The organism is Verrucomicrobiia bacterium, assembly GCA_035765895.1.
GTDB lineage: Bacteria > Verrucomicrobiota > Verrucomicrobiia > Limisphaerales > DSYF01 > DSYF01.
On record DASTWL010000055.1, the window covers coordinates 1 to 25,924 of the forward strand.

Genomic DNA, 25,924 nt, shown 5'->3' on the forward strand with positions numbered 1-25,924 from the left:
TGCGGCCGTGCTGGTCGCGCAATTGGGCGACCAGCTGACAGAGCGCCATGGCCGGGTTTTCCACCGAGCCGCCAAAAATGCCGGAGTGCAAATCACGCGCCGGCCCGTGCAGCGTGACCTCGATCGCACAAATGCCGCGCAGCCCGTAGGTCAAGGCTGGCAATCCCCTGGCGGGCATGCCCGTGTCGGAAACCACGACCGCGTCGCACGCCAGCTCCCGCTTGTGCGCCTTGAGAAACGCGGGCAGGCTCTTGCTGCCGACTTCCTCTTCGCCCTCGATGACAAATGTGAGGTCGCAGGGCAGGGGCGTGTTGGTTTTCAGATACGCCTCAACCGCCTTCAGATGCGCGAAGTTCTGGCCCTTGTTGTCGCAGGCGCCGCGTGCGAAAAGTTTTCCGTTGGCGATGCGCGGCTCAAACGGCGGCGAGTTCCACAATTCGAACGGCTCCGGTGGCTGCACGTCGTAATGCCCGTAAACGACGAAGTGCTTGCGCCCGCGTTGCGCGGCCTTCGGCCGCGGGGTGCGCGCCACGACGATGGGATGGCCTTTGGTCGGCACCACCTCCGCCTCAAGTCCAATCTGGCTGCAATGCGCGACGAGCCACGCGGCGCAGGCGCGCATGTCGGAGGCGTGTCGGGGTTGCGCCGAAACGCTGGGGAAGCGGAGGTAGTCGCAAAGCTCCTGGAGATGACGGGGTTGATTGGTTTTGAGATGCTCAAGGACGGCCTTCATGCAGACGCATCGTCGATGGAATCCGACGGCATTTCAAGCCGAAGGATGTGCCGCCCGGCGGCCGCGGCCGGCTTCACTGCTTTGGCGTGGCGGGCGTCTGATTGGAGTCCGACTTCTTGCCTCCGCCGAGCAGATCGCCGAGTCCCCGGATGATTTCGGCCGCCGGCGAGCCGGCTGGGGCGTTGGTCGCTGTCGTAGTGGTGTTCGTTCCAGCCGTGGTCTTCTCGCCCAACAAACCGCCAATCACGCCCAGCGCACCCTCCGCCTTGCTGGTGGCGGCGCCGCCGCTCTTGCCCAAAATGCCGCCGCCCGTTTTCAAGGCGAGTTGCGCGAGCACGAGATAGTTTACATCCGGCTTGGGCACGCCCAGCGACCCTTTCATCCTCACAAATTCCGGCAGCGCGACATACGCGGCATTGGTAGGGGTGCCAGCCGGTGTCAAACCAAGCTTGTCGGACAGGCTGCGGCCCAGTTCGACCGACACCGGGAACTGCATGATGGAATTGCTCAGCACATTCGCGATGTCAATCGTGCCCGTCGCGCCGCCGCGAAAAGCCGCGCTTTCGATGACCGCCTGCTGCAACTCGATCTTGCCACCACCTGCCTTGCCCTGCGCCACGATGGCGTTGATGGGCGACTGGAGAAACTCGTCCACCACGCCGCTGCCGGTGCCTTTTTTCGCGCCCACGAGCCCACTCAGCAAACTGCCCACCGCCGCCGTCGGATTACGAATAGCGTCCGGGATCGCCACGATGACGTTGATGAGCGACTTGATGACCGGCATCCGGGCATTGTTCAACGAGAGATTCAGATTCGTGGAGAGCATGCTGAACTGACCGGCCAGGTTCTTTTTCAAGTTGGCGCCGGTCACGCCTGCGCCTTGCAGTTGTCCGGTGGCGGTCACGGTGCCTCCGATCTGGCCCTTCCGCTCGGGCTGGAACGAATTCACCAACGGGGCCAACGGCACGCCGGGCGCGTTGAAGTCCACGGCGTATTTGAAACCGGCCACGCCCAGATCCAGATCCGCGGAGGCCGTCACCGGTGCGCCGTTCAGGACAAGTTGCACCGGCTTGATGGTGACTTGGCCGCCATTCAAACGCACCGTTGCCTGGCAGTTGGTGATTTCAACCTCGCGCAAATACAGCCGGCCAATATTCGCCTCCACCGTGAAATCGCGGAACGGCAGCGTCATGGCCGCCGGCTCCGTTTCCGCCGGGGCGGGCGCGTTGGGCTGGGCCGGGGCCGCCGCCGGAGCGTTGGTAAACAAATCGTAGTAGGGCGTGAGATCGAGCGAATCCGCCGCCAGCTTCAACTGGCCGGTGATGGCCTCGGGCGCGCTCATGTCCACGCGCCCGGTCAGGCTCAATTCGTTGGTTGCGCGGGACGATGGTGCCAGCCGGGCCACCAGTTGCTTCAACTCAAGCAGCTGATTGGTCAGCGTCATGTCAAACGTCGCGCTCGTGTCGGGAAGCCGTAATTCGTGGCCGCCTGAGCGCGTGCGCAGCGCCGCCACAGTCAGCTGGCCATTCACCGCCGTGGTGCCGTTATTCAACGCTATGTTGGCCGTCAGGCTTGGCTTCGTAGAAATGGCCGTGGTCTCACCCGTGGTGGAAACAGTAGTCACATTTTGAACATCGGACACCAGTTCGATGCTCAACCGCTTGCCCGCCGCTTGGGAAAGCACCTTGACGGTGGCATCAATGGTGCCGCCGGACACACTGCCGCCCAGGAACGGACGCCAGTCCGCGAGATTCAAGCCCGTCAAATGCAAGGCCAGCGTGGCGTCGCCAACATCCGCCGCAGCCTGGCCCCAGGCAATGGTCATCGGCTTGGACAATTCGGATGTCACCAACGGACGGCCGTCCTGCGAACCGGCGAGGTTCAGCGCCTGCAGCACGGCGGATTTTTTGTCCGTGTCCACGGCGAGTCCGTAATTCGCGTTCACCTGAAGCGTCGGCGTGGTCTGGCTCTGCCGCATAATGCGGGCATCGGCAACCAGCAGCTGGCCATTCACGGTGATGCTCGTGCCGCCTTTGGCGATTTCCACGACGTTGGAGGAACTGATGCGCGTCGTGCCGAAGTCCACGCCAAACAGGCTGCCGGCGAGGTTCAGGAGCTGCTGGTCGACGCCGGTGAGCGCTACGTTGAGTTTGCCCGTCCGCCGCGCGGCATCAAAGGGGCCCGCGACCTGGAGGGCACCGAGCGTCGCGCCCGCCTTGCGAAACTTCAGGGCCAGCGATTTGACTTCGCTGGCGGTGGTCTCCACCTGCAAATCCATGCCCGCGCCAGCAAAGCCCTCAAACGCGCCCGTGGCGCCCGTGACATCTGTCTGGTCGCTGCCGCTGATTTGCGTGGGCACGAGGTCGGCGCCGAGCGTGAAGGTGTAATTGCCGGCATGCTTCAACTGCATCGTGCCGCGTTGGGCGGCGACGGGCGGGTTCAAGGCCGCGTCCGCGTTCAGCGCAAAGCCCAGCCTGCCTGCGGCGCCGTTCTTCAGATCGTCCAATGTGATGTTTATGCCGGTGAGGTTTACCTCGTCCCGTGTGCCGTCCGCGTGGTGGCGGATGAAGTGCACGATGGCGTTTTTGAGTTGAAAGGATTTCAGGTCGATTTGAGGCGCCTTGCCCGCACTTTGCGCCGGAGTTTTTTCCTTCGAGCCTTGCATCAGCGGGTCGACATTGCTTTTTCCGTCCGCCGCCACCTCGACGGTGACGACCGGGGAATCAATCAGCACTTCATCAACCTTGATCGTGCCGCCCAGCATGGCCGTCAGATGGTAACGCGCCCGCACCTCGTTGACGGCCAGCAAGGGCGTGCTGCCCGTGGTGGTTACCTTCAGTCCGCGCAAATCCACCTGCGAAAACGGGCTCAGACTCGCGCCTTCCGCAGTGATGCTCGCGTTAATCGCCTTGCCAACACGCGGCAGCACCACGCCCTTGAAAAAGGCTTCGCTGGTGACAACTAACCAGCCGATGACAAGCAAAACCACCAGCCCCACCGCCAGGAACGCCAGGCGTTTCAGCCAGCGACGTTTTGTCGGCGCATTTCCAGTCGTTTCAGTTTTCATGGTCAATGCAAATTCTCCCTTGTCTGCCAATCTACTCCAAAACGGTCCGCCCGTCTGGACGAATTGTCCGGCCCGCACATTCAGACAGTGCCGGTGGAAAACGGCTCAAACTATCTTCCGCCCGCGAAGCCCTGTTGCCGCAGCGCCTCGAACAGCACGAGGGCGACGCAGTTGGAAAGATTGAGGGAGCGCGCATCCGGATTGAACATTGGAATTCGCAGCCAGGTGTCCGGATTGGCGTCCAGCAGGGCGGCAGGCACCCCGGCGGTTTCACGGCCGAACACAAGGTAATCCTCCGGACCAAAGCGGGCTTCAGAATAAAGCTGTGCGCCGCCCTGTTCGATGAACCACAGAGGGGCGTCCGGCGCGACGCTCGCCGCGAACGCGTTCCAATCGGGCCAGCGGCGCCACGTCACGTGCTGCCAGTAATCCATGCCCGCCCGCTTCAACGCCGCGTCATCGAGTTTGAACCCGAATGGCTCGATCAAATGGAGCGTGGTCCGTGTCGCCGCGCAAAGCCGGGCGACGTTGCCGGTGTTGGGCGGGATTTCGGGTTCGAGCAGGACGACGTGCATGGGGCCGGTGAATGAGTGAGAGGTTAAACGCGTGAATGGATTCCCGGGCAACGGTTCACTTGTTTGAGGATTTGACTTTCCTCCCGTAAAACACCTGCCACAGGACCAGTCCATGTGCCGGGGCCGTCATCCCGGCCACGCGGCGGTCGCGATGCGCGAGGATGCGCGGCATGTCGCCGGGCGCAATCCGTCCCGAACCCACCTGAACCAGCGTGCCCACGATGCCACGGCACATTTTGTAGAGAAAGCCGTCGCCGGCGATGGTGAAGGTCAGCAGCGCACCGCTGCGCCGCACGTCGCAGCGGGTGAGCGTGCGCACGGTGGATTCGGTGTCGTAATCAGGATTGGCGCGAAACGAGCGGAAGTCGTGCTTGCCGACAAAGTGCCGGGCGGCGGCGCGCATCGCGGCAACATTGAGCTTCGGTTTCACGTGCCACGCGTTGCGGCGGAGCAGGGGATTGTGCGCGGGATGATTCCAGACGAAGTAGCGGTATTGCTTGCCCCGGGCGTCGAAGCGCGCGTGAAAATCCGCGGGACACCGCTTCGCTGCCAGCACGCGAATGTCCTCGGGCAGCCACGCATTGATGGCCAGCAGCAGCTTGACGACCGGCATCTTGAACTCCGCGCGGGGCACTTCGAAATGCGCCACCAGTCCCAGGGCGTGCACACCCGTGTCGGTGCGGCTGGAACCATGAACGCGCGGCGCGCTCGGGAACAGCCGGGCCAGCGCCTCCTCCACCTTCTGCTGCACGCCCGTCCCGGTCTTCTGCACCTGCCAGCCTTCGTAGGCGGCGCCGTCGTAGGCGATCGTGAGTTTGAATTTGAGCGGGTTCATGAATGGATCCGCCGCGCTGCGCGCGGATGCCGGCCGGGCGATCACCGGCTGATGGCATCGAGGTAGCTTTGCAACAGAATGGCCGCCGCCATGCCATCCACCTTTTCCTTCCGCTTTTCGCGGCGCACGCCGCCGGCGACGAGCGCGCGATTTGCTTGCGCCGAGGTCAGCCGCTCGTCCCAGGTCTTGATGGGAATGGCGATGGCATCCTTCAACGCAGTGGCGAACTCCCGCACCTTGTCCGCCGCCGGACCGTAGCTGCCATCCATGTTGCGCGGCATGCCGATCAGGATGAGTTCCACCTCGCGTTCCCGAATGAGCTGGCGGATGCGGCCCAGCACGTTGGCGAAGGGCTCCGCGGGAATGAACTCCTGCGGCGAGGCGATCATCTGCAATTCGTCGCTCAGCGCGACGCCGATGCGAACCGTTCCGTGGTCAAGGGCAAGGATGCGCATGGGCTTAAAGTGCTTTCATCACCTTCGCCGCCGCCTTGACCGTGGCATCGATGTCCGCGGGCGTGTGGGCCACGGAAATGAAGCCGGCCTCGAATTGCGACGGCGCAAGGTAAATGCGTTCGTTGAGCATGCCGTGGAAAAACTTCTTGAAACGCTCGCGGTCCGACTTCATCGCGTTGGCAAGATTCCAGACGGGGCCGCGGGTGAAGTAACCGCAGAACATCGAGCCGCAGTTGTTCACAGTGAAATCAAGCCCGGCAGACTTCGCGGCAGACTTCATGCCTTCTTCAAGCTGCTGTCCGAGTTCCTCCAACTGGCAATACGCGCCGCCCATTTGCAGTTCCTCCAAATTCGCAATCCCCGCCGCCATCGCGAGCGGATTGCCGCTGAGCGTGCCGGCCTGATAGACGGGGCCGAGCGGCGCCAGGCAGTCCATGATGTCCGTGCGCCCGCCAAATGCGCCCACCGGCAGGCCGCCGCCGATGATTTTGCCAAAGCAGCTCAGGTCGGGCGTGATGCCGAAACGCTGTTGCGCGCCGCCGAGCGCCAGGCGGAAACCGGTCATCACTTCGTCGAAGATGAGCAACGCGCCGTGTTCCTGCGTGATTTGGCGAAGGAATTCCAGGTAACCCGGCCGGGGCAGATACAAGCCGGCGTTGCCGGGCACGGGTTCCACAATGACGCCGGCAATCTGACCCGGATTGGCCGCAAACACGGCGCGCACGGCATCGGCGTCGTTGTAAGGCACCACGATGGTGTGTTGCGTGAACGCGGCGGGAACGCCGGCGCTGTCCGGATGGCCAAAGGTCAACGCGCCAGAGCCGGCCTTCACCAGCAACGAATCGACGTGGCCGTGATAACAACCGTCGAACTTGATGATCTTGTCGCGTTTCGTGAAGCCGCGTGCCAGGCGGATTGCACTCATGCAGGCTTCGGTGCCCGAGTTGGTCATGCGGACTTTCTCCACGCTGGGCACGGCGGCGCAAATGAGCTTCGCCATGGTGACCTCCAGCGGGTTGGGAATGCCGAAGCTGGTGCCGTGCGCCGCGGCGTCCTGCACCGCCTGGATGATGCGGGGATGCGCGTGCCCGAGAATCGCCGGCCCCCATGTGCCGACGTAATCAATCAGCTCGTCGCCGTCCACGGTCGTCACGCGGCAGCCCTGGGCGTGGTTGACGAAAAATGGCTGCCCGCCAACCGCCCGAAAGGCGCGCACCGGCGAATTGACGCCGCCGGGGATGTAATTCAGGGCCTCGGCGAAAAGCGTTTCGGATTTGGACCACGAAATCATGCCCGAAGCATAGCGGAGGCGACGAGGAAATCACGCGCATTCGGGCGCTCGGCAACGAGCGTGATGAGGGGGCGCATCAATGCTCCAACGGCCGGTGGTCCGGGGAACTGAGCACTTCGAGGGCGCGCAAGCTGGCAGCACTGCGGGTTTCGACGCCCAGCCGGGCGAAGATTTCCAGCACGTGCTTTTTCACCGTGCTCTCGCTGATGCCCAGGATGGTGGCGATGTCTCCGTTCGTTTTGCCCTGCGCAATCCAGAGCAACGTTTCGGCGACGCGCGGCGTCAACCCCAGCGCCTGCTCCAATGGCCGGGCCGAGGCAAAGTTGGGTTTGAATTCCGGCACGGCCGTTTCATCGGCGCGTTTCAGGCGGGACGAAATGGCGTTCAGCAGGTCACCTTTCGCCACGGGCTTGGTGAGGTAATCATCGGCTCCGAGATTCATGCCGGCGCGCACGTCGGGCTTTTCGCCTCGGGCGGTCAGAAAAATGAACGGCGTTGCGCGGGTCGCCGCGTTTTCGCGCAGGGCCTTCAACACGCCGTAACCATCGAGCTCGGGCATCATCACGTCGCACAGGATGAGGTCGGGCTTTTCCCGCAAGGCGAGTTCCAGTCCGGCGCGGCCATGCTCGGCCGTGAGCGGTTGAAAGCGTTCGAGGCGCAGAATCGTGGCGAGGTTGCGCCGCATTTCGGGTTCGTCTTCGATGATGAGGATGCGCTTCATGCTGCTGGACTGGAAGGAATGATGACCCGCACCGTGGTGCCTTCGCCGGGCTTGCTGCTCACGTGAATTTCGCCGCCGTGCAAATCCACGCAGCGCTTCACAATGAGCAGACCGAGGCCGCTGCCGTGACGGTTGCCCACGTTTGAGCCGCGCTGAAATGCCTCGAACAGGCGTTCCTGCTGCGCCTCGGGAATGCCGATGCCGCGGTCTGCGACGATGAATTCCAGGTTGCCGCCGTGCCCTTGCGCGTGGAACGAAACGCGCTGGCCCGGCTCGGAGTATTTCAAGGCGTTGGTCAGCAGGTTCAGCAGGATGTGCCGCAGCAACCGTTCGTCAACCCGGGCCTCGGCGGGCAGGCTGGAGGTGAAAAACTCGATTGGGCAGGGCGCGTCCGTCGTGGCGCGCGCCTCGTCCACAAGCTGTCGGCAGAGCGCCGCGAGGTCCAGGGGGGCGGGATGGAAATGCATCCGGCCGGCATCCAGCCGCCCGACGAGCAGCACGTCCTCCATCAGGCCCGCCATGCGACGGGTGTTCTTGATGATGGACTGCAACTGCTCACGCCGTTCGGCGGGCTCCAGCCGGTCGAGGTAGTCATCCAGGATTTCCGCCGAAGACTGGATGATGCCCAGCGGCGTGCGGAATTCGTGTGAAACCATCGAGACGAAACTGCTCTTGAGTTCGCCCAGTTCCTTTTCGTGCGCCAGCGCCTTGCGCAATTCCGCCTCCGCCTGTTTGCGTTGCGAGATGTCGTTGACCGCCGCCTGGATGATTTGTTTGCCGCCCCACTGGATGCGCGTGAGAAAAACTTCCACGGGAATGTTCTCGCCGGTCTTGCGCCGTGCCACCCAGTCGAAACGCACGTGGCCGTGCGTCAGGCACGCGTCGATGTGCTTTTGCGCCTCGGTCATGCTGTCCCCGCCGTTGGGCTGCACCGGCGGCGAGGTGACGCCGGGATGCAGGCCGATCAGCTCCTCGGCGGAATCATATCCCAGCATGCGCACGATGGCGGGATTCACCTCAAGGTATTGCCGTTCGTCATGCAGCATGACGCCCTGGCTGGAGGCCATGAACAGGGCGCGGAATTTCTCCTCCGATTCGCGCAGGGCCCGTTCGGACTGACGGCGCTGGGTGATGTCCTGGACGATGCCCCAGATTTCATTGTCGCCCGCGGCGTTTTTGACCAGCATGCCCGAGATGACAATCGGCACGCGGTGGCCGTCGCGGTGCAGATACTCCTTTTCAAACGGGCCGAAGCGGCCCGTCCGGCGGATCGTGTCGAGCACCATGAGCTCCTGCGCCTCGTATTCGCGGGGGGTGACATCCCAGTAACTCAGTTGCAGCACCTCCGCGGGCAGGCGGCCGATAATGCGCGCAAAGGAATCGTTCACCTGCAGGAAACGGCCATCCCAGCTCACCCGCGCCATGCCGAGCGGCGACAGGGCGAAGAGCGCCTTGAATTTTTCCTCCGACTCGCGCAACAGCCGTTCGGAACGGGCGCGCTGCGATTCCTCAACCGCCAGCGAAACCATGGCGGCGAGCGACGAGGCAAAGTCAACCTCCTCGGGCGACCACTCGCGCTGAGGTCCGGTGTGCTCGTGACAAATTACCCCGATGACTTCGCCGCGGACCCAGACGGGAACATCGAGCATCGAAGTGATGTTCAGCGGCCGCAGATAGCTGGCCAGCAACCCCTCGGTGGCGGGATGAACGCTGACGTCGTTGGCCGCGATGGGACGCTTGAGCGCGAGGGCGGAAAAGTAGGCGGGCGCATCCTGGGCGCCGAGCCGCGTGCCCTTGAACTCCGGCACCGCCCTGTCTTCGGGACCGAGGTGCAACAATTCGCACACCAGTGCAGCGTCCTGGGCCGCCAGCGACCAGTAGCTCACGCGCGCCACTTCGAGCGTGCTCGCTGCGCAGGACGTGATGGCAGCCAGAGCGCGGTCGAAGTCGGATTTGTCGAGCCGGGCGAGCTTCAGCAGCACATCGCGGTGCTTTTGAATCTGCTCGCCGCGCCGGCGCAGCTTTTCCTCGGTGCGTTTGTGCTCCGTGTTGTCGGTGATGCTGGCGCGCAGCAGCGTCCGGCCTTCGTGCGGCAGCCGGACGAGTCGCACCTCGGTGGGAACCAGGCGCCCGGAACGATGTTGATGCACCCATTCGAAGCTCGGGACCTTGCCGGTGATGGCCTGGCTCATCCAGTCCCGCGCCGCCTCCGCGGACCGGCGGCCGTCCGGCTGGAACTCCGGGCTGACCTCCGCCGGCGTAAGGGTCTGCAATTCCTCCGGCGTGCAGCCGTAAAGCTCCAGCGCATGACGATTCGCGTTGAGAAATTTTCCCGTGTCGCCATCGAACACCACGATGGCCTCCGGGGCATGCTCCAGGATGGTTCGCAGCCGCGCTTCACTGGCCGTGAGCGCCGCGGTGCGTTCGGCAATGCGTCGTTCCAGCGTGGCGTTGAGTTCGCGGACTTCATCTGCGGCCCGCTTGCGCTCCGTGATGTCGGCGACCGAACCGACATGATACAGCACGCGGCCCGTGGCCTCGTCGTGAATCGCGACACTGTTCGTCAGGCCCCACCAGGGCGCGCCGTCACGGCGGCGATACTGGATTTCCTCGTTGTGAAAGGCGCCGTGACGCGTCAGCAGGTCCAGCAGCCGCTGCCGGTCCGCCGGATGCGCGTAAAGCTGCTCCCGCGGGCAGTCCCGCAGTTCCTCGAACGAGGCGTAACCAGCCAGACGCAAATAGGCGTTGTTGGTAAAAATCAACTCGTGATTCGGACCGGTCCGGTAAATCGCTTCGGAGAGATTGTCCGTCACCGACACGAGGAGCTGCTGGTGCGCGCGCAGTTCGGCTTCCGTGCGCAGCCGCTCGGTGATGTCGCGCGAGACCGACAGGAGCAGGGGCCGTTCGCCGCTGCGAATCAACGTGAGCACGATCTCCACGGGCAGTTGCGTGCCGTCGAAGCGGTTGATGACCCATTCAAAGCGGTGGCTGCCGCGTTCCACCGCGACGCGCAGCACTTCCTTGACCTTCTCGGCGGACAGTGCGCCGTCAGGCTGCCGCTCCGGCGAAATGAGCACCGGATTGCTGTCCAGGAGCGCGGCCCGGTTGGGCGCGCCCGTCATGCGCACCGACGCGGCGTTTGCGTCCACAAAACTGCCGGTTAGCGGATCCTGCAACGTCATGGCGTCCGCGCTGCGCTCGAACAGCAGGCGGAACATGGCCACCGACTCGTCCAGCGCGGCAGCATTGGCGGTGGACCTTTCGGTCCATTTACCCTCGGCGGATGACGGATTCATCATGCGGATGTGAACGTGACCCGAAACTTACCATTGAGCCTGAAGCGGACGCAATCACGCGCCCAGACAAAGATTCACCTCGCCGCGCTGCTGCTGTCTTGCACCGTCATCCCGCTGCGCCGCGCCGCCGCAACCAACGCCTACTGGAACCCCAACCAGACCGGCCGCTGGGCGCAAAGCGCCAACTGGAGCACGCCAACTTACCCGAACAATGACGGCACGAATCTCTTCTCCGCCACGGTGGATGCCGTGACGCACGTGGTGACGCTGGATTGCCCGGTCACCATCGAGGTTTTTTCCCTCGCGCACGGCACACTCACGGCCTCGAATGCGCCGGTGCTGACCGTGAACCAGCAGTTTCAGTGGGGCGGCAACAAACTCGACGGCGCCGGCACACTGCCGGCCAACAGCCTGAGCATCACTGGTGCAACCAAGACCCTTTCAGGTTGGCTGCTGGAAAACCACGGAGCCGGCGAGTGGCTGGGTGGTGACATCCACCTCGGCAACGGCGGCATCCTGCGCAACGCCACCGGCGCGGTGTTCCAGGTCGGCTGCGACAGCCAGCTTGTCAACGATCTGGGCGGCACCGCGCAATTCGAGAACGCCGGGACGTTTCGCAAGACCGCCGGGCTTCCGCCCGCACAAACGAAAATTTACGTGCCATTCCAAAATTCCGGAACCGTGCAGGTGGACGTAGGCGAACTGGCGTTTTACGGCAACTGCACAAACACGGGCGGTCAGGTCGTTGTGTCCAACGGCGCAACGCTTCAGTTGACCGGACCGCACCAGGTGTTCGACGCCAATTCAATGCTGGGTGGCGCGGGGACGGTGAAATTCGACAATGGCACGGTGGATTTGGCCGGCGAAGTCAACCTCTCCGGGCCGGTGGTCGTCGGCCTGGGCACGGTCAATGTGCTGCCCTCCGCCACGGTCAAGCAGTGCGGCGAAGACCTGACGTTCGGCCAGTCGGGCGCGCTGAACTTGAACAGCGGCGAAACGGCGTCGTGGCATTCCCTGACCATGTCCAACGGCACGCTCGACGGCAGTGATGACTGCGCGATTGGCGTGGGCGGCTTCTATTGGGCCGGCGGCCTGCTCAAGGGGTCCGGCCGGCTGGACCTGAACGACAACAGCGGATTTGCGGGCGGCGCCAAGACGTTGCGCGGGCGGCGCATGAACAACCACGGCAGCGTGCAGTGGCTCAGCGGCGATGTTTACACCGGCGACGGCGCGCAGTTCGTGAACCTGTTCGGAGCGACGGTGACAACGGATTTTGATGGCAACTGGGCCAACACCAGCGGCGCGTCCCGTTTCGACAATTTCGGTGCCATCGAAAAAACGGGCGGCACGAACGCCACCAGTTTCACGATTCCGTTCTACAACGAAGGCCTGGTGTTCGCGAGCAGCGGCGCATTCCGCTTCAATGCGGCGCTGACCAACGCCGGCGGGCTTGCGATGGCCGCGGGCGCGTCGCTGGTGTTTGCCACGGCCAGCGCCCAACTTTCCGCGCTCGGCTCGGTGGATGGCGACGGCGAGGTGATCTTGAATTCCGGGGCGCTGACCGACTTCGGCAGCTTCCGGGTTGGCGGCCTGACGCTGAAGAGCGGCTTGCTCCGTTTCACCAACACAACCAGCCGGCCCGATTTTGGTGCGAAGATTGAGTTCGACGGCACCGCCACGCTCGATTTGAGCAGCGGCCACGCGTTGAGCGTGCCCGTGCTGATTCATACCAACGGCACCCTGACTGGCAGTGATTCGCTGGTGGTTTCCAACGCGTGGATCTGTGCCGGCGGCGATCTGGCCGGGTCGGGCCGCCTGGAGTTGCGCGGCTCTTCCATCATCACGGGCGGACCCAGTTGGAGCGGACGCGAAGTGGTGAACTACGGCGACTTCGATTGGGCCGGCGGGAACATTTCCGCCGGAGTGGGGCTGATGCTGCGCAACGCGCCGGGCGGCCACATTTACGTGGATTGCAGCGCCACGCTGAACGGCAGTTACGGCACGGCGACGATGTGGGTGAATCAGGGCTCCATCAGCAAGAGTTCGAACGGCATCACTTCGGTGCAGCCGCCGTTTGTCAGCCAGAACGGATACGTCTATTGCAACGCCGGCGTGTTCCAGTTCAACGGCGGTTACGCGCAAACCAACGGCCTGCTGGCGTTGAACGGGGGAGCGGTCGCTTCCAGCAAGCTCATCACAATCAACGCCGGTTGGATCGCGGGGAGCGGCGACGTCCTCGGCTCACTTTACAACGACGGCACGATGGCGCCGGGCTGGGCCAACGGATTCGGACAAATCCGGGTCTCCGGCAATTGCACGCAGGCCGTCACGGCAACCCTGCTGATTGAATTGGGCGGCACGAACGATTTTGACACGCTCGTGGTGACCAACGTGGCGAGCCTGGCTGGCACGCTGGCCATCAATGCGGCCCCCGACTTTGCGCCGCGCGAAGGCGACTCCTTCCGCATCGTGCAATGCGGCGCGCGCAGCGGGACGTTCGCGCAGGTGACGGGTGCCAGCCTGCCGGGCCATTTGCGGCTCGTTCCAACGTATGACGCCACGGGAATGAGCCTCACGGTCGTCAACGCGCTCACGCCGCCACTCAGCATCGAGCGGCTCGCCGGCACCAATGCGGTCAAGGTGAGCTGGCCGGACAATGGCTTGCAATGGACGCTGCAGGGCGCGTCCCAGCTCGCTCCGACGAACTGGACGTCGCTGTTGCAAACGAGCACGAACTTCGTTGTTTTGCCAGCCGACCAGCCGGTCCAGTTCTTCCGCCTGTCGCGCCCGGCCGATCAACCACTTTGAGGTCCGAATTTTCCCATCACAGCCAACAAAACAAAACCATGAACACAACCATTGCTCATTCCCAAACCAACGCAACGCCACCATCAAACGCGGCGGCCCCGGCTCCGACGCTCGATCACATCCTGCAAACCGGCCTCGGCTTCTGGGCGTCCAAAACGCTGCTGAGCGCCGTTGAACTCGGGCTGTTTACCGAACTCGCCGCCGGTTCGCTGGACACGGAAACGCTGCGCCGCCGCCTGGGCCTTCACCCGCGCGGGGCGCAGGACTTTTTTGACGCGCTGGTGGCGCTGCGCCTGTTGGAACGCGCGGACGGGCGTTACGCCAACACGGCTGAGACGGCGCGCTTCCTGGATCGCAACCAGCCAACCTATGCGGGCGGGATTCTGGAAATGTGCAACGCGCGGCTGTTCGCGCATTGGAATCATCTGACGGAAGCGTTGCGCACCGGGAAGCCGCAGAATGAGGCGAAGGACGGTGGGGACGCATTCGCCAAAATCTACGGCACGCCCGAGCGCCTGGAGACGTTCCTGAAGGGCATGACCGGCATCAGCCTGCCGGCCGCCGGCGCCATCGCGCAGAAATTTCCGTGGGGCGATTACGGCACCTTTGCTGACATTGGCACGGCGCAGGGCGCGCTGGCAGTGCACGTGGCGAAGGCGCATCCGCACCTCAAGGGCATCGGTTACGATCTGCCGGTGGTGCGCCCGGTGTTTGAAAAATATGCCACGGCGCATGGGGCGGCGGACCGCGTTCAATTCCAGGCCGGCGATTTCTTTGCTGACGAGCTGCCCCGGGCGGAAGTGCTCGTCATGGGCCACATTCTCCACGACTGGAACCTGGAGCAGAAACGACAGTTGATTGACAAGGCCTATCGCGCACTGCCCGAGGGCGGGGCGTTGATTGTGTATGAAACATTGATTGACGACGACCGCCGGGAAAATGCCACCGGCTTGTTGATGAGTCTGAACATGCTGATTGAAACTGCCGGCGGCTTCGATTTTTCCGGGGCCGACTGCCGGCGCTGGCTCCACGAAGCCGGCTTCCGCGAAACCTGCGTCGAACCGCTGGCCGGGCCGGATGCGATGGTCATCGGCTTCAAGTGAGCTGAAAGTCCCCGGCTGAAAACGAACGAACCCGCAAATCGCGCGATTTGCGGGTTCGTTGTGTCGGGGGACGAAATTACTTCTTTTGCTCGGCCTTCAGCTTCTCGACGTCTTCCGCCTTGATCGTCTCAATCTTGGCGCCCTTCTTCATCTCCTCGGCGGAAGGCACCTTGATGATGTCACTCACGATGGGCTCCGGCCCCTTTGTGGCGAGCAGTTCCATTTCAAAGACCAGCGTCGAGCCGGGGGCGATTTGCGGTCCACGCTGCATGTCGCCATACGCCAGATCAGCCGGGATGAACAACTGCCACTTGGAGCCTACCGGCATCATGAGCAGGGCTTCCGTCCAGCCTTTGATCACGCCGGTCACCGGGAACTGGCTGGTGCCGCCGTGCTTCTCCGAGGAGTCGAATTCCGTGCCGTCAACCAACGTGCCGCGGTATTTGACGGTCACCGTGTGGTTCTCCTTGGGAATCTCGCCGTGGCCTTCGGTCAAAATCTTGTATTGCAGCCCGGCCTTTTTGCCGTCCGGCAGGGTGATTTCCTTGATCTTCACGCCGTCCTTTTTGGCGTTTTCGGCGAGGAACGCCTCGCCGGCGGCGCGGTTCTTCGCGGCCAGTTCCTTGCGCTGTTCCTCGGCCTTGGTGCGCATTTCCTGCTGGTAGGCCATGATGGCGCTGCGGGCTTCCTCCTCGCTGATGACGGTGTTCGAGCCGGTGTAGGCGTCCCGCAACCCCGCTTCGATCAGGGCCGGATCGATCTCGAAATTCTGCGCCTTGAGATTATGCCCGATGTTCATGCCGATGGCGTAGCTCAGCTTGTCCTTGGGGGTTTCCAGCTTGGGCGCATCCGCAGCCCACAAGCTGGCCGCGCACAGCGCGGTGCCGACGAAGAGGGTGGTTTGGGTGAGTCTGTTTGTATTCATCGTTGAAATAACAGTGAACCGTCGTTTTCGTTCAATCTCGAGTCAGGATGCGCCTTTTTACCGGAGCGCCGCTGAATGTCCAGCGTGAAGGGGCGGGGCGCCGGTGAAAATCCTTTTCCCGCCCGGCGATTTGGCCTTCAATCCGCGTCCCATGAAACTGCTCGTCATCGGTTCCGGCGGCCGCGAACACGCCCTCGTTTGGAAACTCGTCCGGTCGTCGCACATCACGCAGATGTGGTGCGCGCCGGGCAACGCCGGCATCGCGCAGGAACGCCTCCTCAAAAACGGCGCCGCCGTCGAATGCGTCAGCCTTGGGGCGGAGGACTTGCCCAAGCTGCTCACGTTTGCCCAGGAGATGCGGGTGGACCTCACCGTCGTCGGCCCCGACAACCCGCTTGCCCTCGGCGTTGTGGATTTGTTTCAACACAATGGGCTGCGCATTTGGGGGCCGAACCAGCGCGCCGCGCGCTTCGAATCTTCCAAGGCGTTTTCTCAGGCGTTCATGGAAAAGCACGGCATCCCGACCGCCCGGTCCGGCACGTTCGACAATCCGTTTGGCGCCAAAAAATTCGCGGCCTCGCTGGACGGACGGTGCGTGGTCAAGGCCGACGGTCTGGCGCTGGGCAAAGGGGTCTTGATCTGCGCGAACCTTGCCGAGGCTGAACGCGCCGTGGACGAAATCATGGTCAGCAAAGCCTTCGGTGCCGCCGGATCGCAGGTGGTCATCCAGGAATTTTTGGAAGGGGTGGAGGTATCCCTGCACGCCTTGTGTGACGGCAAGGTGGCCAAAGTGTTTCCCACTTCGCAGGATCACAAGCGTGCGCTCGATGGCGACCAGGGGCTGAACACCGGCGGCATGGGCACCTATTCGCCCACACCATTTTTGACAGACGCGCAACTGGCTGAGGCGGCCAAAACGATTCTTGATCCGTTCATGCGCGGCTGCGCCGCGGAGGGCATCGATTACCGCGGTATTTTGTATCCCGGCATCATGCTGACCCGGACCGGTCCCAAGGTGCTTGAATTCAACGCCCGCTTTGGTGACCCGGAAACACAGGTTTATTTGATGCGCCTGGAAAACGACCTGGTCGAACTCCTCGACGCCAGCGTCAGCGGAACGCTGGACAAGCTGGAGCTCAAGTGGAATCCGATGGCGAGCGTCTGCGTGGTCATGGCCAGCGGCGGTTATCCCGGCAGTTACCCGAAGGGCAAAGTCATCGCCGGCCTGGACACCGCGAACGCATTGCCGAACACCAAGGTCTTCCACGCCGGCACCGCGCTGAAGAATGGTCAAATTGTCACCAACGGCGGCCGCGTCCTCGGCGTGACCGCGCTCGGCAAGGATTTGCGCGCCGCCCAAGCCGCCGCCTATGCCGCCGTGGAATGCATCCAGTTTGAAGGTGCGCATTTCCGCCGGGACATTGCGGCGAAGGCGTTTTGAACCCAGGCGCTTGCAGGTGGCAGGGCTGCGCCATCCTCCCAAGTCAGTCATCACAGACAAAGTGGATCAGAGGAAAGGCAGGCACACGAGGGGCTCCCGGAGGGTGTGCCGCAACGGGTGCCAGTGTGTTACTTCTGTATCACTTCGCGGCAGCCGGTCAATTCGGGAGCGCCCTCGTGAAAGGTGTTGTTTTCCAAAACGACTTTCTGCGCGTCGCGAATGATGGCTGGGCCGTAGAATTGATTGTGCTCCAGTCGGACGCTTTGCAACGGCAGCCGGGCCCTGGCGGCAGGCGACGAATGCGGCCCGGCCCAACCGGTAAAACTCGCGGCGGTTTTTGAACCGCCCCGGCCGCGGCGCAGGATGGAATCGCGAAGGATCACGGTGTCCGGCCCGGGGCCTTCGATGGTCGCGCCATAGAACCACGCCAGCGCCGCAAAATCACAATGCTCGATGGTCACCGGGGTTTGAAAGCGGCAACTGTTGCGGATGACGCAGTCGCGCAACACGGTGTGCGGATTGGCGCTGGTGACTTCCCACGCGATGGCCTGCGGCACCAGCCCCGCAATCGGCCGGCCAAGGGTGAGTTCCACCGGACGGGCGTGCTCGTGTTTGCCCGGTTCCACGCCGCCGGATACGGCTACGATGGGTGCTTCGCCCAGCACTTCACTGCCGCTGGGATTCATCACGCGGAGCACGCCGCCGACCTGAAATGGAATGTAATTCAGCGGATAAAATTGCCGCACGATCAGCCGGGTCGGCGAACTGGTCGCGATCACGCGGGAGCAATGCGTGGACACATTGAAGGCGTCGTCGTTCATGCCGATCAGCGTGCAATGATCAAACAGGAGCGAGGCCCGATTGCCTTTCACATGGAAGCCGTCGCGCCACGAGGAAGTCAATTGGCCGGTGCCGGGTTGTGGGCGGATATTGACGTGACGAAATTGCAATTCCCCGGTGTTGCGCCCAATCCAAAAAGCGAACCACGGCGCGCTCCAGGTTTCGAGGTTCTCCAAGGTCACGGTGTCATTGCGATCAATCACCACATTGGCGCCCGGGCCGCGTCGATGGGCGATCCCCGGCACCGGCAGGCTGACTTTCCAGTGTGGCTGCGCCTGAAATTCACTCGCGTTGGGAAACGGATGTCCTGGCGGCACAACCACGCGAACGGTGCCTGGCGGATTGGTTTCGGTCAGAGGCGCGACCGAGGCCACGTAAAGATGCTGGCTGATGAGATCGTAGGGGCCAGGCTTCCAGAGCATGCCAAAGAAGTCCTGCTCACCGTCGGCGTGCGTGGGGCCGCCCAGTTCGGTGGCGCGTTCGGGTGCAAACAACCGCACATCTACGGAGCGGGTTTGCGGATGCAGGGCGATGACTTCGCCATCCACATAGGGCAGGGGAGAGAAGTCAATATTCGCGTTGCGCACAATGACATTGCGGCTCTGCGTGAGATGCAGAAAGCGCACGTCCGGTCCGAGCCGGAAGGTGCAGCCGCCGCCGTCAATCGTCAGGTTGGTCCGGCCGGCGAGCCAAAACACGTAACGCGATGCCGATGAGCGAACGGAAATGGTCTGATTGTGGGGGAACTGAATCGTCACGGGACCGCGGTTCGTGGCGGCGCAGAGCAGCAATCGTCCGATCGCGGGACCGTCATCGGTCACGCCATCGGCCGCCAGCCCAAAATTCTCGGCCGGCAGAATTGGCTTTGGTGGCCTGTCACTCGGGGATTCCGCGGCGGCGAGGCTGCTGGCAAAGGCCACTGCCAGGCCGCCCCAGATCATGAGCAAGACAGTCCTCAAAAAATGATCCTTCATTCCATGGTCGAAGAACTCTGGGCGGTTCGTCGTTTGATGGAGTTATTGTTGGGGACAAAATCAATCCTGCACCGACGACGGCTGATTCTTGTCTGCATGGCACCCTGATTCGACCACAAAGCACCCAAACAGGCGATTGAGAATTTCATCCAGCGGCGAAGCGGTGCTTGACGGCAGGCTGGTTCGGTCTTAATGCCGACCGAAAGGATAATGAATCCGCTAGGCCGACTGGGCACAGCTGTTGGAATCATCCTGACATGCGGTGACAAGCATCAAAATTCAACGAGGCGGAGCAACAGGCCGCGCTGTCTCAAATTGTTTGGCAGGGCAAAGCTGCTGCTTTGCTCCATTTGCATTTGAATTCCCGGTCATTTTTTGTGACGGATTTGCACCATTGGCGAGTAGGTGATGCGCACCAACAAATCGCCGCGGCCGCCGCGTGGTTTGGGCAGGCCTTCGCCGGGCAGGCGGATGATTTCGCCGCGAGGCACTTTCGCAGGGATTTGGACGCGCAGAAAATTTCCCGTCAAACCGCGCACTGCTTCGGTGCCGCCTTGCTGGACAAGGTGGGAACGGATCTTCAGGTCGCAGCGCAAATCCGAGCCGCGCACTTTGAAACGGAAATCCGGGCGCGCCTTGACGCGCACGGTGACAAAGCCGCCGCTGTCCCGGGCGAGCTTGAAGCGCGTGCCGGGGGCGGTTTCCGGCGGCACAACGAGCTCGTAAGTTTCCAAGCCTGAGGAATGACCGGGATCGTCCACGCGCACTTCCAGTTTGCAGCCGCGCAGAAACTCGTCGAGGCGTAGATGCACTTCTTTGGTGATATTGGCCGTAAATTTCCCATTGCGCGCGGCCGTTTTCGGCGTTGCGGCCAGTTCGTGGTCATATTCGCGCCGGCGGACTGGATCACTTAAGATTTCATACGCGGCATTGAGGGCCTGAGTCTGCGCAACGGCCGCTTGAGAACCGCCGTTCAAGTCCGGATGCAGTTGTTTGGCCAGCAGCCGGTAGGCGGCGCGAATCTGCGCGTCGGTGCAATTCCGATGCAGGCCGAGCGTGGCGTAATGATCTGGGACGGCGGATTTCAACGCGACGAAGCTAAGGAGTTTGGAGCTGTTTTGTCACGGTTAAGTAAATTGCTGCTATTGGGTTCAGAACTGATATCATGACGATTCATGTCATTTAGCATTCTTGGGCTTGATCCCAAAATCTTGCGGGCGGTCAAGGAAGCCGGTTACACCGAGCCGACGCCGATTCAGTCCGCCGCCATCCCGCCGATTCTGGCGGGGCACGATCTCATCGGCATCGCGCAGACGGGCACGGGCAAGACGGCGGCGTTCACGCTGCCCATCCTCACCAAGCTGGCGGCGCTGCCGGCCAACGCACGGCGTGGCACCAAATTGCTGGTGCTTGCGCCGACGCGCGAACTGGCGGTGCAGATCGAGGAAAACGTCCGCATCTACGCGAAACATCTTTCGCTCACGGTGGCAACGGTGTTTGGCGGCGTGGGCGAACAGCCGCAGATCCGGGCGCTGCGCGCGGGCACGGACATCATCATCGCGTGTCCGGGGCGGTTGCTGGATTTGATGAATCAACGCGCGGCGGATTTCTCGTCGTTGCAATTTCTCGTGTTGGACGAGGCCGACCGGATGCTGGACATGGGTTTCCTGCCGTCCATCCGTCGGATCGTCCAGCAATTGCCGAAGCAGCGGCAGACGCTGCTGTTTTCCGCGACGCTCTCGAAGGAGATCGAAGCGCTCACGCATCAGTTTCAGCATCAGCCCAAGACGATTCAGGTCGGTCGCCGATCCAATCCCGCGGAGACCGTCACGCAATTTGTCTATGAAGTGCCGAAGCACCTGAAAACCGCGCTGCTGCTGCACCTGTTGCAGGACCCGCAGATGAACATGGTGCTGGTATTTTCGCGCATGAAACACGGCGCGGATCGCATTGCCCGGCAGCTGGAACAAAAGGGGGTTCGCTGTGCAACGCTGCATTCGAACCGCTCGCAAAACCAGCGGCTGCGGGCGTTGAAAGATTTCAAGGACGGCGCGGTGCGCGTGCTGGTGGCGACGGACATCGCGGCACGCGGCATTGATGTGGACGGCATTTCGCACGTGGTGAACTACGATTTCCCGATGCACGTCGAGGATTACATTCATCGCATCGGCCGCACGGGTCGCGCGAACGCTATTGGCGATGCCATCAGCTTTGTGACCGGCGAAGACCATCAGGAACTGCGGGCACTGGAGCGCTTCATCGGCCGCGGCATCGTGCGCAAGAAGGCGGAAGGATTCAATTACTCGCAACCAGCGCCGCAATTTAACTCAGCGGAGGAACCGCGACGTCCATTCCAACGCGGCTCACATCCGCAACGGTCGCAAGGCGATGATCGCCGGCCCTCTCAGCGCCCGGGTCAAGGTCAGCGACCTCAAAGTTTCGGCGGTCAGCATCGTGGAACGCAGAGCGGCCGGCCAGCTTCGGGCAACCGTCCGCCGCGCTCGGGGAACGCCCAATCGCAATCGCGTCCTGCGAGCGGCAATCGCGGGGGCCTATTCCCCTAAACCAACTGACCCTCAAACAAACGGCAAGTTGCGGGCGGCGTTGGCGGTGCAGTTTGAAAAGAACATGACGTGCCACCAAGGATTGGCGTGGACCAAGGTGCAGGCGTGGTTGGACGCCAGGCTGCGGCGATGGGCATCGAACTGCTGCTCGAGGAGAAATACTTCGCGTGCAGAAGCCGGGCGATTTCGATGCAAGCGCTCGAGCTGGCTCGCGGCCCCGGCGGACTTTCGCAAACAGGGCGGCGCGCTCTGGGATGGTCGCAGTTTCGGCCGCGTCTTCATTGGTTGCAACGATGTGGATTCCTATCACGTCGGCTGCGGCTTTCGCGCGTCTTGAGGGCTTGAAGAAATAGACATAAATTGCGCTGCTTGAAACGAATTCAGCTCGTGGAAGTTCGTTTCTATTGTTTTAAGTTATGAAAGCATTCCTACTTTGCCTCATGTTGCTGGCCCTGAATCTGCAAGCGGCAAATACGAACGCGCTTGCGTTCCTCAAAAACATCCCCCTGCCGGGTGTGCGCGGACGCATTGACCATTTTGCTTTGGATGCGCAAGGCCGGCGGCTCTTCATGGCTGCACTCGGCAATGACACGGTGGAAGTGATCGATCTGGCCGGGGGCAAAAGGCTTCGCAGCATTGGTGATTGTTCTACGCCGCAGGGTGTCGCGTTCGTGCCCCGCGCCAACCGGTTGTTTATCGCCAACGGCGGTAATGGCAATGTAACCGTGCTGGAGGGCGCGAACTTCAAACCCCTCGCACACGTTGGCGATCTGCCCGATGCAGATAATGTGCGTTATGATGCAAAGGCGGGTTTGATCTATGTCGGCTATGGGGATGGTGCGCTCGCTGTTATTGGCGCCACGAATGGCGAACTTATCGCCCGCATCAATCTGGCCGGTCATCCTGAATCATTTCAACTGGAGAAGAATGGCAACCGGATTTTCGTCAACGTGCCGGATGCAAACCAGATTGCGGTGGTTGACCGGAAAAAGCGTTCGGTCATCGCCACCTGGCCGATGGGGAAATTCCATTCCAATTTCCCCATGGCATTGGATGAGGCAAGTCACCGCTTGTTTGTCGGCTGCCGCCGTCCCGCGAGGCTGGCGGTTCTGGATACGACCAGCGGGAGCAGGGTGGCCGACGTGGAAATTGCCGGTGACACCGACGATGTGTTTTATGACGCAAACCGCAAACTGATTTACGTTTCCTGCGGGGCTGGTTTCATTGACGTGATTGGGCAACGCGACGCGAACACTTACCAGCTACGCGAGCATATTCCGACATCAGGCGGAGCACGAACGAGCTTCTTTGCAGCGGAGCTGGATCGGTTGTTCCTGGCCGTGCGCGCTGGCACTTTGTCCGGCGGCGCGGGAATTCGCATTTACCAACCCCAATGACTCCCCAGCCAACATCGGAAAGTATGGTGCCCCAGGTTTGGATTGAAGCCGCGCAGCCTGGTTTGGCGCCATCTCAAAGCTTTCCGGCTGCAGATGTATTGGTAACACTAAGGGCAATGCGCCAATCCCCGTTCCGAAATTTTCGGACCGCCGCACCATTTTACTTCGTATTGGTCATCTCGGCCGTCGTGGTGGCCGGACGGAGTGCAGCTGAATCGAATGCGGCCTGGCAAGCACCGACGTCACTTGCGATCAGACAAGCGGGTGAACATTCAATCCGTATCACAGTGAAACCGTCCGGATACACCAACGAGTTTCCATTTCATCCAGCCGTTGCGGAGCGAGATTATCCGTTGCCGGGGTTGATATGGCACCCTTCTTCAAATTCGGTCGCTGCAACTGTCGCCGGGTTGCACGTCAGTGTGAAGCCTGCCCCGCTCAGGGTGAGCGTGATGCGGGCGGATGGCTCGCTGGTCCAATCTCTTCAGTTCAACCCAAATGGCACAGTGACGTTCAAGCTGGATGGCCAGCCCATACTAGGTTTGGGTGAAGGCGGGCCAAAGCCGGTGCGAGGTCAGGATTGGCGTTCGCAACCCGTGCAGTTCAACCGCAACGGGGCGTATTTCAAAATGGAACCGCGCTGGCAGGGGGATATGTATGGCTCCCGCAATCCGGTGGCGATGCTCTGGGGCACAGGCGGCTGGGGATTATTCCTGCCGACACCGTGGGCGCAGGTGGACTTGCGGCAGCCGAAGCAGGGGATGTTCATACCCTGGCAACCCACCGCGGCGGACTCAGTGCCACAAACAGAGCGCAATCAAGGCTTGGCCGCGGCCAAGGGGCGACCGCCGGTGGATGGCGTCGTGCCCGGGTTGGTGGACCTGTTTCTGTTCGATGCAAAAGATCCGACTGCGGCGTTGAGAGACTTTTCATTGATCACCGGTCCGTCTGCCATGCCTCCGAAGTGGGCGCTGGGCTACATGCAGTCGCACCGCACGTTGAAGAATGATACCCAGATGCTCGACGTGATCGACACGTTTCGGAAGAAGGAAATTCCGATTGATGCGGTGATTTACTTGGGCACCGGTTTTTGTCCGCGTGGTTGGAACACCATGCAGCCGTCATTCACTTTCAATCCGGAAGTGTTCAAACACGCCCCAAAGGCAGTGCTGGCTGAAATGCACACGAATCATGTAAAGGTCGTTCTCCACATGGTGCCCTGGGATCGCGACAGGCTGCCGACGCTGCACGGTTCCATTCCGCCGAAGCCCGGGGAAACCGTGGATTCCTCGCATATTCAGAGTTACTGGAATGAGCATATGTCGCTCGTGAACGCCGGGGTGGATGCCTTCTGGCCGGATGAAGGGGACTGGTTCGACCTGTTCGAACGGATCAAGCGGTTTCAGATGTATTTTCAGGGTGGACTACAAGCGAAGCCGGATGAACGGCCCTGGAGCCTGCAGCGAAATGGCTATCCGGGCATCGCTCAATGGGGCGGATGGGTGTGGTCGGGCGACACAGAATCGTCCTGGAAGACGCTCGAAGCGCAGATCGCCGTCGGCCTCAATTACTCGCTTAGCATAGGTCCGTATTGGGGATCAGACATAGGCGGATTCAATCCCAATCGGGAGTTGACGGGTGAACTTTATGCACGTTGGTTTCAGTTTGGGGCATTCTGCGCCTCGTTTCGTGCCCACGGACGGGTGTGGTGGATGCGGCTGCCTTGGGCGTGGGGTGGCAAGGATCGTGGGCCGCAGGAATACGGAAACAATAATGCGCCCCTTCCACCAGACGACCCTCGTAACATCCTGATTTCCGAGTTGAACAATCCAACGATTGAACCCGTGGTGAAAAAGTATGACGAGCTTCGTTATCAACTGATGCCCTATACCTACACCCTCGCGTGGGAGGCGCGCGAACGTGGACTGCCGCTGATGCGTGCGCTCTGGGTCTATTACCCCAAGGACAAAGTCGCCCAAGGAATGGGAACCGAATTCCTGTGGGGGCGAGACCTGCTGATTGCGCCGGTGTTCACCAAAGGCGCAACGAATCGCGATGTATATTTACCAGCCGGCGACTGGTATGACTGGTGGACCAATCAAGAAATCAAGGGCGGGCGAACTGTCTCACGCGCCGTGGATCTAGCAACGATGCCCATTTATGTCCGCGCAGGAGCCATTGTGCCAACGGATCCGGTCCGTCAATACACCACCCAGCCCGTCAGCGAGCGGACCACCATCAACATCTACCGGGGCGCAAACGGTTCTTTCACCCTCTACGAAGACGACGGAATCAGCCAGAAGTATCTGCGTGATGGCGGGCAGCAGACGAGATTCACTTGGAACGATTCAACGTCGACCCTCACGCTCGAGCAGGGCCATTCATCGGACATCGTCAAGCAAACGGCCAATCGAAGATTCCGAGTCTGCTTGCATCCCGACGGAACGTCCCGTGAGATTGTTTGGTCAGGAGAACGACTGCAAGTTGCAGTCCCTTAGAGCAGCATTTCGTGGCGAAGATTTGAGGGCGCACCCCAAATCTCAATAATCACGATCCTGCATCCACGGTCGGCCCGTGGTTCTTGGGTGAACCTGTCTTTTCCGTGCACAAGGAGTGACGGTCGGATCGGAAAGCGAAGTCTAGCAGAAAACAAGGCGCGGGAGAAGAATTGGAGCCGCTGGGGCACTTGTCTTCCTGAACACCAGTGGGGAACCGCCCTTGAAGATTACTCTGGCAACCAGGAAAGCTGGAAGTCTTTCCCTCATGATCAGGCTCGCATCCGCGCGTATCATTGGGCGATGGTGGATTAATGGGCTGGACCGACCGGGAACCGCATGAGCACAGGGGTTCCGATCTGAATGTGGGTTTGAATCTCAACAAGGTTGCATCGCCAACGCCG

The 25,924-nt window shown here is 61.9% G+C and carries 17 protein-coding genes; 6 read left to right on the forward strand and 11 right to left on the reverse strand.

The window, feature by feature from the left end; all coding sequences use genetic code 11:
- From VFV96_11355 to VFV96_11390, 8 genes are all read right to left on the reverse strand, one after another.
- Positions 1-733: M20/M25/M40 family metallo-hydrolase (locus VFV96_11355; GenBank protein ID HEU5070992.1), on the reverse strand; the 733-nt coding region annotated here is incomplete at its 3' end.
- Positions 734-806: 73 nt separating this feature from the next.
- Positions 807-3,800, reverse strand: coding sequence for an AsmA family protein (locus VFV96_11360; GenBank protein HEU5070993.1), 2,994 nt, complete (start codon positions 3,798-3,800; stop codon positions 807-809).
- Positions 3,801-3,910: 110 nt separating this feature from the next.
- On the reverse strand, positions 3,911-4,375 hold the full coding sequence (locus VFV96_11365) for a tRNA (cytidine(34)-2'-O)-methyltransferase (protein HEU5070994.1): 465 nt from the start codon (positions 4,373-4,375) through the stop codon (positions 3,911-3,913).
- Positions 4,376-4,430: 55 nt separating this feature from the next.
- Positions 4,431-5,210, reverse strand: coding sequence for a tRNA pseudouridine(38-40) synthase TruA (gene truA / locus VFV96_11370; protein HEU5070995.1), 780 nt, complete (start codon positions 5,208-5,210; stop codon positions 4,431-4,433).
- A 41-nt stretch (positions 5,211-5,251) separates the two neighbouring features.
- Complete coding sequence (gene ruvX, locus VFV96_11375) at positions 5,252-5,665, reverse strand: Holliday junction resolvase RuvX (protein ID HEU5070996.1); 414 nt, start codon at positions 5,663-5,665, stop codon at positions 5,252-5,254.
- 4 nt (positions 5,666-5,669) lie between these two features.
- Positions 5,670-6,956, reverse strand: coding sequence for a glutamate-1-semialdehyde 2,1-aminomutase (gene hemL / locus VFV96_11380; GenBank protein HEU5070997.1), 1,287 nt, complete (start codon positions 6,954-6,956; stop codon positions 5,670-5,672).
- 76 nt (positions 6,957-7,032) lie between these two features.
- Entirely contained in the window at positions 7,033-7,677 is a 645-nt protein-coding gene (locus tag VFV96_11385) for a response regulator transcription factor (GenBank protein ID HEU5070998.1), read from the reverse strand.
- Positions 7,674-10,976 carry a PAS domain S-box protein gene (locus tag VFV96_11390; GenBank protein HEU5070999.1) on the reverse strand — a complete coding sequence of 1,101 codons (3,303 nt, stop codon included), beginning with the start codon at positions 10,974-10,976 and terminating at the stop codon, positions 7,674-7,676. The genes VFV96_11385 and VFV96_11390 overlap by 4 nt, the downstream gene beginning before the upstream one ends.
- Before the next feature lie 30 nt (positions 10,977-11,006).
- Between VFV96_11390 and VFV96_11395 the strand changes: the two genes are divergently transcribed.
- Positions 11,007-13,781, forward strand: coding sequence for a hypothetical protein (locus VFV96_11395; GenBank protein ID HEU5071000.1), 2,775 nt, complete (start codon positions 11,007-11,009; stop codon positions 13,779-13,781).
- Positions 13,782-13,819: 38 nt separating this feature from the next.
- Complete coding sequence (locus VFV96_11400; protein ID HEU5071001.1) at positions 13,820-14,884, forward strand: methyltransferase; 1,065 nt, start codon at positions 13,820-13,822, stop codon at positions 14,882-14,884.
- Between the two features lie 76 nt (positions 14,885-14,960).
- Here the strand turns inward: VFV96_11400 and VFV96_11405 are convergent, their stop codons facing one another.
- Complete coding sequence (locus VFV96_11405) at positions 14,961-15,809, reverse strand: FKBP-type peptidyl-prolyl cis-trans isomerase (GenBank protein HEU5071002.1); 849 nt, start codon at positions 15,807-15,809, stop codon at positions 14,961-14,963.
- Positions 15,810-15,960: 151 nt separating this feature from the next.
- Here VFV96_11405 and purD point away from each other — a divergent pair, with 151 nt between their 5' ends.
- The gene (gene purD, locus VFV96_11410; protein ID HEU5071003.1) at positions 15,961-17,250 is read left to right on the forward strand and encodes a phosphoribosylamine--glycine ligase; all 1,290 of its coding nucleotides are present in this window, start codon (positions 15,961-15,963) and stop codon (positions 17,248-17,250) included.
- Positions 17,251-17,378: 128 nt separating this feature from the next.
- Here purD and VFV96_11415 read toward each other — a convergent pair whose 3' ends face one another.
- Both VFV96_11415 and VFV96_11420 read right to left on the reverse strand, forming a co-directional pair.
- On the reverse strand, positions 17,379-19,049 hold the full coding sequence (locus tag VFV96_11415) for a hypothetical protein (protein HEU5071004.1): 1,671 nt from the start codon (positions 19,047-19,049) through the stop codon (positions 17,379-17,381).
- A gap of 383 nt (positions 19,050-19,432) precedes the next feature.
- Positions 19,433-20,152 (reverse strand): DnaJ domain-containing protein, encoded by a 720-nt coding sequence (locus tag VFV96_11420; GenBank protein ID HEU5071005.1) that lies wholly within the window; start codon positions 20,150-20,152, stop codon positions 19,433-19,435.
- An 87-nt stretch (positions 20,153-20,239) separates the two neighbouring features.
- On the opposite strand from VFV96_11420, the gene VFV96_11425 reads away from it, so the two are divergent.
- From VFV96_11425 to VFV96_11435, 3 genes are all read left to right on the forward strand, one after another.
- Entirely contained in the window at positions 20,240-21,628 is a 1,389-nt protein-coding gene (locus VFV96_11425; protein ID HEU5071006.1) for a DEAD/DEAH box helicase, read from the forward strand.
- Between the two features lie 440 nt (positions 21,629-22,068).
- Positions 22,069-23,025, forward strand: a complete 957-nt coding sequence (locus VFV96_11430) for a YncE family protein (protein ID HEU5071007.1) — start codon at positions 22,069-22,071, stop codon at positions 23,023-23,025.
- Between the two features lie 23 nt (positions 23,026-23,048).
- On the forward strand, positions 23,049-25,523 hold the full coding sequence (locus VFV96_11435) for a TIM-barrel domain-containing protein (protein ID HEU5071008.1): 2,475 nt from the start codon (positions 23,049-23,051) through the stop codon (positions 25,521-25,523).
- Positions 25,524-25,924: the final 401 nt, after the last annotated feature.

What these genes read in the sequence shown, in the direction of transcription:
- VFV96_11360 (HEU5070993.1), bottom strand. Translation starts at nt 3,800, where the DNA reads ATGAAAACTGAAACGACTGGAAATGCGCCGACAAAACGTCGCTGGCTG.
- VFV96_11365 (HEU5070994.1), bottom strand. Translation starts at nt 4,375, where the DNA reads ATGCACGTCGTCCTGCTCGAACCCGAAATCCCGCCCAACACCGGCAAC.
- truA (HEU5070995.1), bottom strand. Translation starts at nt 5,210, where the DNA reads ATGAACCCGCTCAAATTCAAACTCACGATCGCCTACGACGGCGCCGCC.
- ruvX (HEU5070996.1), bottom strand. Translation starts at nt 5,665, where the DNA reads ATGCGCATCCTTGCCCTTGACCACGGAACGGTTCGCATCGGCGTCGCG.
- hemL (HEU5070997.1), bottom strand. Translation starts at nt 6,956, where the DNA reads ATGATTTCGTGGTCCAAATCCGAAACGCTTTTCGCCGAGGCCCTGAAT.
- VFV96_11385 (HEU5070998.1), bottom strand. Translation starts at nt 7,677, where the DNA reads ATGAAGCGCATCCTCATCATCGAAGACGAACCCGAAATGCGGCGCAAC.
- VFV96_11390 (HEU5070999.1), bottom strand. Translation starts at nt 10,976, where the DNA reads ATGATGAATCCGTCATCCGCCGAGGGTAAATGGACCGAAAGGTCCACC.
- VFV96_11400 (HEU5071001.1), top strand. Translation starts at nt 13,820, where the DNA reads ATGAACACAACCATTGCTCATTCCCAAACCAACGCAACGCCACCATCA.
- VFV96_11405 (HEU5071002.1), bottom strand. Translation starts at nt 15,809, where the DNA reads ATGAATACAAACAGACTCACCCAAACCACCCTCTTCGTCGGCACCGCG.
- purD (HEU5071003.1), top strand. Translation starts at nt 15,961, where the DNA reads ATGAAACTGCTCGTCATCGGTTCCGGCGGCCGCGAACACGCCCTCGTT.
- VFV96_11425 (HEU5071006.1), top strand. Translation starts at nt 20,240, where the DNA reads ATGTCATTTAGCATTCTTGGGCTTGATCCCAAAATCTTGCGGGCGGTC.
- VFV96_11430 (HEU5071007.1), top strand. Translation starts at nt 22,069, where the DNA reads ATGTTGCTGGCCCTGAATCTGCAAGCGGCAAATACGAACGCGCTTGCG.
- VFV96_11435 (HEU5071008.1), top strand. Translation starts at nt 23,049, where the DNA reads ATGGTGCCCCAGGTTTGGATTGAAGCCGCGCAGCCTGGTTTGGCGCCA.